General features: G+C 47.6%; 4 protein-coding genes. 1 reads left to right on the forward strand and 3 read right to left on the reverse strand.

What is annotated here, in order from left to right; translation table 11 throughout:
• Window positions 1-100 precede the first annotated feature (100 nt).
• Window positions 101-796 (forward strand): hypothetical protein, encoded by a 696-nt coding sequence (locus tag ACUVQO_RS00565; RefSeq protein ID WP_445923945.1) that lies wholly within the window; start codon window positions 101-103, stop codon window positions 794-796.
• On the opposite strand, the gene ACUVQO_RS00570 is transcribed toward ACUVQO_RS00565, so the two are convergent.
• The 3 genes from ACUVQO_RS00570 to ACUVQO_RS00580 all read right to left on the reverse strand — a co-directional run bounded on the left by ACUVQO_RS00570 (window position 793) and on the right by ACUVQO_RS00580 (window position 6,753).
• Window positions 793-3,195 (reverse strand): FG-GAP-like repeat-containing protein, encoded by a 2,403-nt coding sequence (locus ACUVQO_RS00570; RefSeq protein WP_445923946.1) that lies wholly within the window; start codon window positions 3,193-3,195, stop codon window positions 793-795. The two genes, ACUVQO_RS00565 and ACUVQO_RS00570, sit on opposite strands and share 4 nt — an antisense overlap.
• A gap of 132 nt (window positions 3,196-3,327) precedes the next feature.
• Complete coding sequence (locus ACUVQO_RS00575) at window positions 3,328-5,901, reverse strand: peptidase domain-containing ABC transporter (protein WP_445923947.1); 2,574 nt, start codon at window positions 5,899-5,901, stop codon at window positions 3,328-3,330.
• 90 nt (window positions 5,902-5,991) lie between these two features.
• On the reverse strand, window positions 5,992-6,753 hold the full coding sequence (locus tag ACUVQO_RS00580; protein ID WP_445923948.1) for a peptidylprolyl isomerase: 762 nt from the start codon (window positions 6,751-6,753) through the stop codon (window positions 5,992-5,994).
• Window positions 6,754-7,227: the final 474 nt, after the last annotated feature.

The raw sequence follows: 7,227 nt of genomic DNA on the forward strand, positions 1-7,227 counted from the left end.
TGATTTTTAGTCAATAAAATGATGTGTTTCCCATTTCCTGAACGAAATTACTTCAGGTGGTCATTTTGTATCTAATTGGTTCTTGTCTTCCGGTTCCCTTATGTCTTACCAGTCCAGGCAAATCGATCCTTTGGATAGCCCCCATCCAATCCCCTGGGGTTGGGTACTGGCCACGATAACGGCTGGTAGTTCGGGCAGTCTCTCTAGATTGTATTACTATCGCAGTCAGTCTTTGATCTCTCCAGATCAGGATTATGCGGCCTACAGTCGAATTCAGATTCGGGTGGAGCCAAAATATTTTCAGAGTTGCGTGACAAGTGTGTTGTTTCTAGAGAATTTGCGGACAGGGGATTTACAAGCGATTACTCCCTCCGCTCCCCTGGCAGATAATCCTTTCCTGGATACCGGGATAGATTTGTTAGGAAGAATTTCTATGGTGATTCCTGTTTCCTGGTCCGCTTCGGGCGATCGCCTATTAGCCCGTGAATTTGAATCGCTCTTTGGCTCAGATCTTGCCTCTGACTATGCTGTAATTGTAGACCGTAATGGGAATCAGGTTTATACTGTAGCTCCTACCCGGATCCAATATACTAACGCGGTTTTGCTCGGTTGGAGCCAGCTTTATCCTGAACAAGTATTGTTCCGAGCCGGTATCCTGGGAGAAGAGCATTGGCCTCACTGGACGGTTGACGTGCATGGACAAACCACGCGGACTACAGGCGATCGCCCCCTGATTTATGGGCAAGTCCTGAACAGTGTCTGGACTGGCCCACAAATGCAAAAGCATAATTCCTAAACAATGCTGATCAGCTTGCTGGTCACATTGTTTGCGATACCACCTGTTAGTTCATTCAACTCCAGATCTTCGTCCACGATCACAATCAGATAATAATTGTTGTCTAGTGGAGCTTGAGTATAGCCTCCCCAGTTTGTTGGTAGGGTAACGGATTGGCTGAAGGGAGTTTGAGCACCAGCAAGGATCGGACTCAAGGTTGAACTGCCTAAGAAGAAATCTGCTCCAGAAAGTTGATTATCCTTGGATAGATAGAATTTAACCTCAAAAGTAGTGCCAGGCGGATTTTGAGTATCAGAGGCTGCCGTTCCAATATTGCTGATATTGCCTGAAACTGTAATCTGGCCTCCCTTCGTGCCTGCAGTGGGGGCAGTGAAGTTGTCGGGACGTAAATCCGGTAATCTGGCATCGCGTACCTGGATGGCAACAGAAGTCTGATTATCATCTTCCTTGGGAACACCCTGCAAATCCGCCTCAGGAATTTCATTTTCTGGGTCTAAGACAATGCGAATGTAGTAAGTCCCATCTTGAACCCAGAACGGATCCTCTTTGCTGGGTAAGGTTAGCTGGGTTGTTCCTGAAACTACCGTACCGGGAGGTTGATTGGTGATGGTGATAAAGTCGTTGGTGTTGCGCAGTCCATCATTATTTAAGTCAAAGCGGTAGTCATTCGGTGTACCAGCCGGATTTTGGGACAGGAAAAAGGCTAACTTGAACGAACTTAATGGTCTACCTGTATATTCAACGTTGTAATTGACGTTTAAGGTATAGGGAGTTAAGACACTGACAGGTGTAGTCGGTGTGATGGTCGCTCCAGCCAGTGTTTGTAATTGCAGCGGTGCAGGAGTGGTTGGCAGGAAAAGGTTTACCGGCAATTGCGGTGCTGCTCCAATGCTAATGTTGTACTTGATGGAGCTTGATCCAGACGAAATAACACGCACAAAGTAAGTTCCGGGATCAAGCGTTTGATAGGTGATCTTTTGTTCATCCGCACCATTGGCGGTAGAGGTTCCCAAAACTGTACCATCTGCCGTTTCAATTTGGATCTGTGTGGCAGCAGCTAGACCTGTCCCTGTTGTGGTGATAGAAACCACGGACTGTTCATCTAAAGTGAAGGAGTAGTAATCGTTGGTATTAGAGGGGCCAAGGATATTACTGTAATTAGCGGTTGCATCTAGCTTGCCAATATTAAAGGCTGTGCTGGCAGTATCACCTGCTAGATCTAGCTTTTGGGAAGTTGTAACAATTCCGCTAATATCCCAGATGGGGTCGACAGCAGTAATGGTGGTAGAGGATAGAAAACTGGTTCCATTCATAAACCACACATCAACCTGTCCAGTAGTCCTATTACGGAAAACTACATCCGGCTTGCCATCTCCATTAAAGTCACCTGCTCCTCTCGCATCAAAATTAGGATCCAAAGAGGGCAGACTGACCAGGCTTTGATACTGTACTCCATTCATCAACCAGATCAAGTTTTCTCCGGTTGCAAAATTCCGATACCAGAGATCGGGCTTACCATCCGCATTAAAGTCAGCTACCGCTTCAATCAGCCAGTTCGGATCTCCCATTGAGTCAATGGCTTGGAATGAGACAACGCTGGTTCCATTCATAAACCATAAGCCGACCTGGGTACCGTCCAGCGCATTTGTCCACAAAATATCTTGTTGACCATCGTTATTAAAATCTGCTATCCCACCGGGGTACCATCCGTTGCTCAAGAACGCAGGTAAATACACGCTACTTTGTAGAGAAGCGCCTGTGGAATCCATCAACCAAATACCATTGGTGCCTGTAGATGCATGCCGCCAGATGTAGTTGGGGTTGCCAGTTCCGTCGAAGTTCCCGATCCCGTAGAGAAACCAGGATGTATCAACATAACCGGGGTTAAGAAGGCTTGTCCTAACAACTTGGGTACCATCCATATACCAAATACCGGTTAATCCCCCACCCTGGGCCGGGGAACCATAATTGCGCCATAGGATGTCAGCACGGGTTGTGGGAATGGTTTCAACTGATAAGGTGTAGTTGATGGTGGTAGCGGGATTATTGGCAAAGACCCTAATATAGTAAGTCTCTCCTACTTGTAGAGGTGCTGCTGGGTCGGTCACGATCGCATCCGCTAGCGAATTCGGGTTGTTGCTGCTGGGCACAACCGTAGTATTTGGGTCACCTGCAGAGGTCAGCAAAGAAACACTTGCATTACCGCCACTAGAGTTCAGTTTGATAATGACGTTGCTACTGCGGCTCACCGTCAGTTTGTAGTAGTCATCTGTGTCCCCTGGCCCCAGCGAAAAACTATTATCTGTGCCACTATTGGAAAATATTTGAATGCCTGCAGTTGCATTAATAATGCGCTGAGTACCTAAAGCTGTGTTATCGAAAATACCATTGTCAGCCATTGTTAAACCCTCTACATTCGCCCTAATAGGTTTCCCCAGTTGATCTGATTTCCAAGCAGGGAGCGGTAAATTTATTGAACTTTTGCAAATGATTTGCCTAGTGACGGGTACTCCAAGTAGTTTTACTGTCGATTACACGGCTGCTTGCTGGCGCTGATAAAGCGAGTAGTATAATCCCTTACTACGGAGCAATTCATCGTGAGTTCCCTTTTCCACTAACACTCCTTTTTCCAGCACAACAATCAGATCCGCTTTCTTTAAAGGAGCAAAGCGGTGGGCAATCAGGAATACCGTTCGATCTTTTGAAACTCTTTGCAAGCTTTGCAGAACTTGCTGTTCTGTCTCACTATCCAGAGCACTGGTGGCCTCGTCCAGTAATAAAATTGGAGCTTGAGAAAGAAATAGGCGAGACAGCGCTAGGCGTTGCCGTTGGCCACCAGAGAGGGCTGTACCCCGCTCTCCAATGTTGGTTTCGTAGCCATGAGGGAGTTCACTAATAAAATCATGAGCAGCCGCCAAGCGAGCAGCTTCAACCACTTTTTCAGCCGTGGCATCAGGATGGCCAAGACTGATGTTGTCAAAGATGGTGCCGTTAAACATAAAGTCTTCTTGCAAAACAACCCCAATTTGTTGCCTGAGGGAAGCCAAATCAGCACTCTTGATATCAAACCCATCAATGAGGATGCGACCAGATTCCACGGGATACAAGCGTTGAATCAGTTTAGATAGGGTACTTTTTCCAGAGCCACTACGTCCTACAACACCCACTAGCATCCCTGGTTCAACGGAGAACGATATGCCTCGTAACACGGGTTCCTGTTGGGGGTGATAGCGGAAGAAAACCTGATCAAACTCAATTTGTCCTCGCAAGGGGGGTAATACCAAGCCGCTGCCTGCTTCAGCTTCGGGAGCCGTGTTCAAAATATCCCCAATGCGATCGACAGACAATAGCACCTGTTGCAAGTTTTGCCAAAGTTGAATCAGGCGCAAGAGCGGCCCAGTCATCCGACTGGATAACATCTGGAAGGCGATTAGTTGACCGATCGTGAGCTTCTGTTCAATGACAAGTTTCGCTCCAAACCAAAGAATAATCAGGGAAGAAAGATGCGTCAGAAAATCGGCGATATTGTTACTGATATTTGAGGTGGTAGAAGCTTTGAAGCCAGTGCGAACAAATCGGGCAAACAAGCCTTCCCAGCGTTCTCGTGAAACTTGCTCTGCGGTATGGGCTTTGACTGAATGAATGCCCGTTACTGTTTCAACTAAGAAGGATTGGCTATCCGCACTCCGGTTGAAGGTTTCATTCAGCCAGCCTCGCAGAATAGGAGTAGCGATCAGGGTAAGCAAGGCAAACAAAGGTAGCACCGCCAAAGCAACCCAGGTCAATGGAACGCTGTAGTAAAACATGATCGTCAAGTAGACAACCGCAAAGATGGCGTCTAGAACAACGGTTATCGCCGTACCTGTGAGAAACTGGCGAATGTTTTCCAATTCCTGAACACGGGCAACGGTATCTCCTACTCGGCGGGACTCAAAGTAGGACAGAGGCAACCGCATCAGATGCCGAAAGAGTTGAGCCGATAGACTCAGATCCAAACGCCGAGCGGTATGGGTAAAGATGAAGAGGCGCAGAGTTCCCAGAATGGCCTCGAAGAAGGCGACTGCTAGCAGTGCAAAAGCCATCACATCTAGAGTTGAGAGGCTACCCTGAACCATCACTTTATCAATCACCACTTGAGTGATGATGGGGCTGGCCAATCCCAACACTTGCAGGGTAAAGGAAGCCAGTAAAACTTCACTCAGCAGGAGGCGGTATTTCCAGACAGCAGGTAAGAACCAGGCGAGACTGAACCGATCCTGTTTCTGAATCGTTTCGGCCTGCCACAATTGACCATCCCAACCGGCTTCTACTATGGCCCTGGGAACACTTTCACAGGTTTGATTGGGATTCAGGGGATCCGCGATGATCAGCCGATCGCCCTTGACGGCATAGACAACAACCCAGTGTCGTGAAGTACGAGTACCATTTCCCACTGGTCTTGCTTGAGAACTATCCTCAGTATCCTGCCACAACATCAGAGCCGGAAGTCCCAGAAGGCGCAATTCCGACCAATCGATTTTGACGTGACGTAACTGAAGACCTACTTTCTCTGCTGCTTCCATCACATCGGACGAGCTCTGGCTTCGGAGTTGGCGCTGTACCCATTCCAACTGAGTAGAATTCTGGAGATGATTGGCCACCATGGTTAAGCAGGCCGCTCCTGTATTTACGCCAGCGACAAAGGGGAACCCAGTAACTGGTTGAGGAGTATCAGCCGTTTTGGGAAGGCAGCGCAACCGTTGCGCCGTCCAAAATCGTTCGAGTTCGGTCGATGAGATGGCTGTCCACAGGTGCGATCGCCAAACGACGACCACCACATCCTTGTCTGCTGCTCTCGCCTTCCAGAACCCAGGAAGATGCAGCAAATCTCCCAGCCAATCGCCAGATTTAAGGATGACAGATTGTCCTTCTTCAGGTACCAACCGGACTTTTCCGACCATGACCATTGCCTGCATTCCCGGTTGATCCGTAGCCCAGATCATTTCTCCCAGGCTAAATCGACGAATTTCAGCCTGTTGCTTGAACTGCACTTGTTGTTCTGGGTTTAGCAGGCTAAGTGGAGGAATGTTCCATGGTAAATCAGTGGCAAGGTCGTTGGCGATCATTGGGCTTCCTAATAATGCTGAATGGTCAGAGCCTGGGGGCCAGCTTGGATTTAGAGATTTTCCAGGGGAAAAGCATTGCCTGATTAAAGTTTATTCATTCACCTGCAATTTAACGGTCATCGCCTGAATTTTTTCTGCTATCCAACGTTCAAACAATTCATTCTGCAGAGCCTGCTTCAACTGATTATCCTCCAACGTAGCGGGAATGAATTGCTCTACGCGGAAGATGGCCCAGTAATTCTCAATTTGCATTGGCCCGACTAAACCACCGGGATTTGCAGAATCGATCGCGGCTCGCAAGACATCTGGCATGGTACCCCGACTAACGGCTCCCATCATGCCATTAGCAATTCGTTCGTCAGCTTTGGAATACTCTCGAGCTAACTGCTCAAAACTGGCTCCTTCAGAAATCTGGCTATGCAGTTCTTCCGCCAGTTCCCTACTGTCAACCACGATTCGGGAGATAACCACTCGATCAAGAACTAGCTTTCGCTCAATAAAATACTCCTGCAAGCGGGCTTCCACAATCTGCGCTTTCAGCTTTTCTAGCTTAAAGCTGTTGGTAATTTGGTTGTGAAAGAGTTCATAATTCGTTCCGTTGCGGATCAGCCAATCTTGAAAGGCTTTAGCATCCGTGAGTTGATTTTGCAAACGAAAATCCACGACGGCTTGCTCCACCAGAGCTGAGGGCACATCCAGATCGGTGCGGGTTTCTATTTCCCGTTCCAGAACATATTGCCGCAGAATATCGCCGATAAAGCCTTGCAGTTTGCCAGTTGTCTGCAGGTATCTTAGACACTGCCGTAAGGAAAGAGGCTGATCATCAACAATGAGAAGTGCTTTCGAGTCCATGAATACCTAATTAAAGTTTGGGTTCATTGCTATCTTGACCGAAATTACGATATGTCTGGCTAAGCCATCTCTACTCTGTAAGATTTCCCTAGCTTAGATCCCAACCTGACATTGCCCACAGGATTTAGCACAAAATGGGGAGCCCGTCATCCGCCAAATCATTATATTGATGCCTATTTTATAGGCATGAAAACTTTATTCATGCTGATTTTGCGCTTGCATGGGTTAGCGCAACCCATTACAAGCTAATAGTTGAGGTACTCAGCCCTCTCTGATTGGCAGGGGGTAAGGATGCTTCTTAATTCTATGCACCCTTGAAAAGAATTTGTTTTAGAACTTAAACCTTGTCCAAATCCAGAGGTGTAGTTTCTCTTATAGGAAAACTCCACCTCTCTAGCTGGACTTGGCTTAAGAGGATGTTTGAGAAGTTCTCTTGCTGGTAACGAAACGGTTTAGATCCCCCTAAATCCCCCT

The organism is Leptodesmis sp., assembly GCF_052746595.1.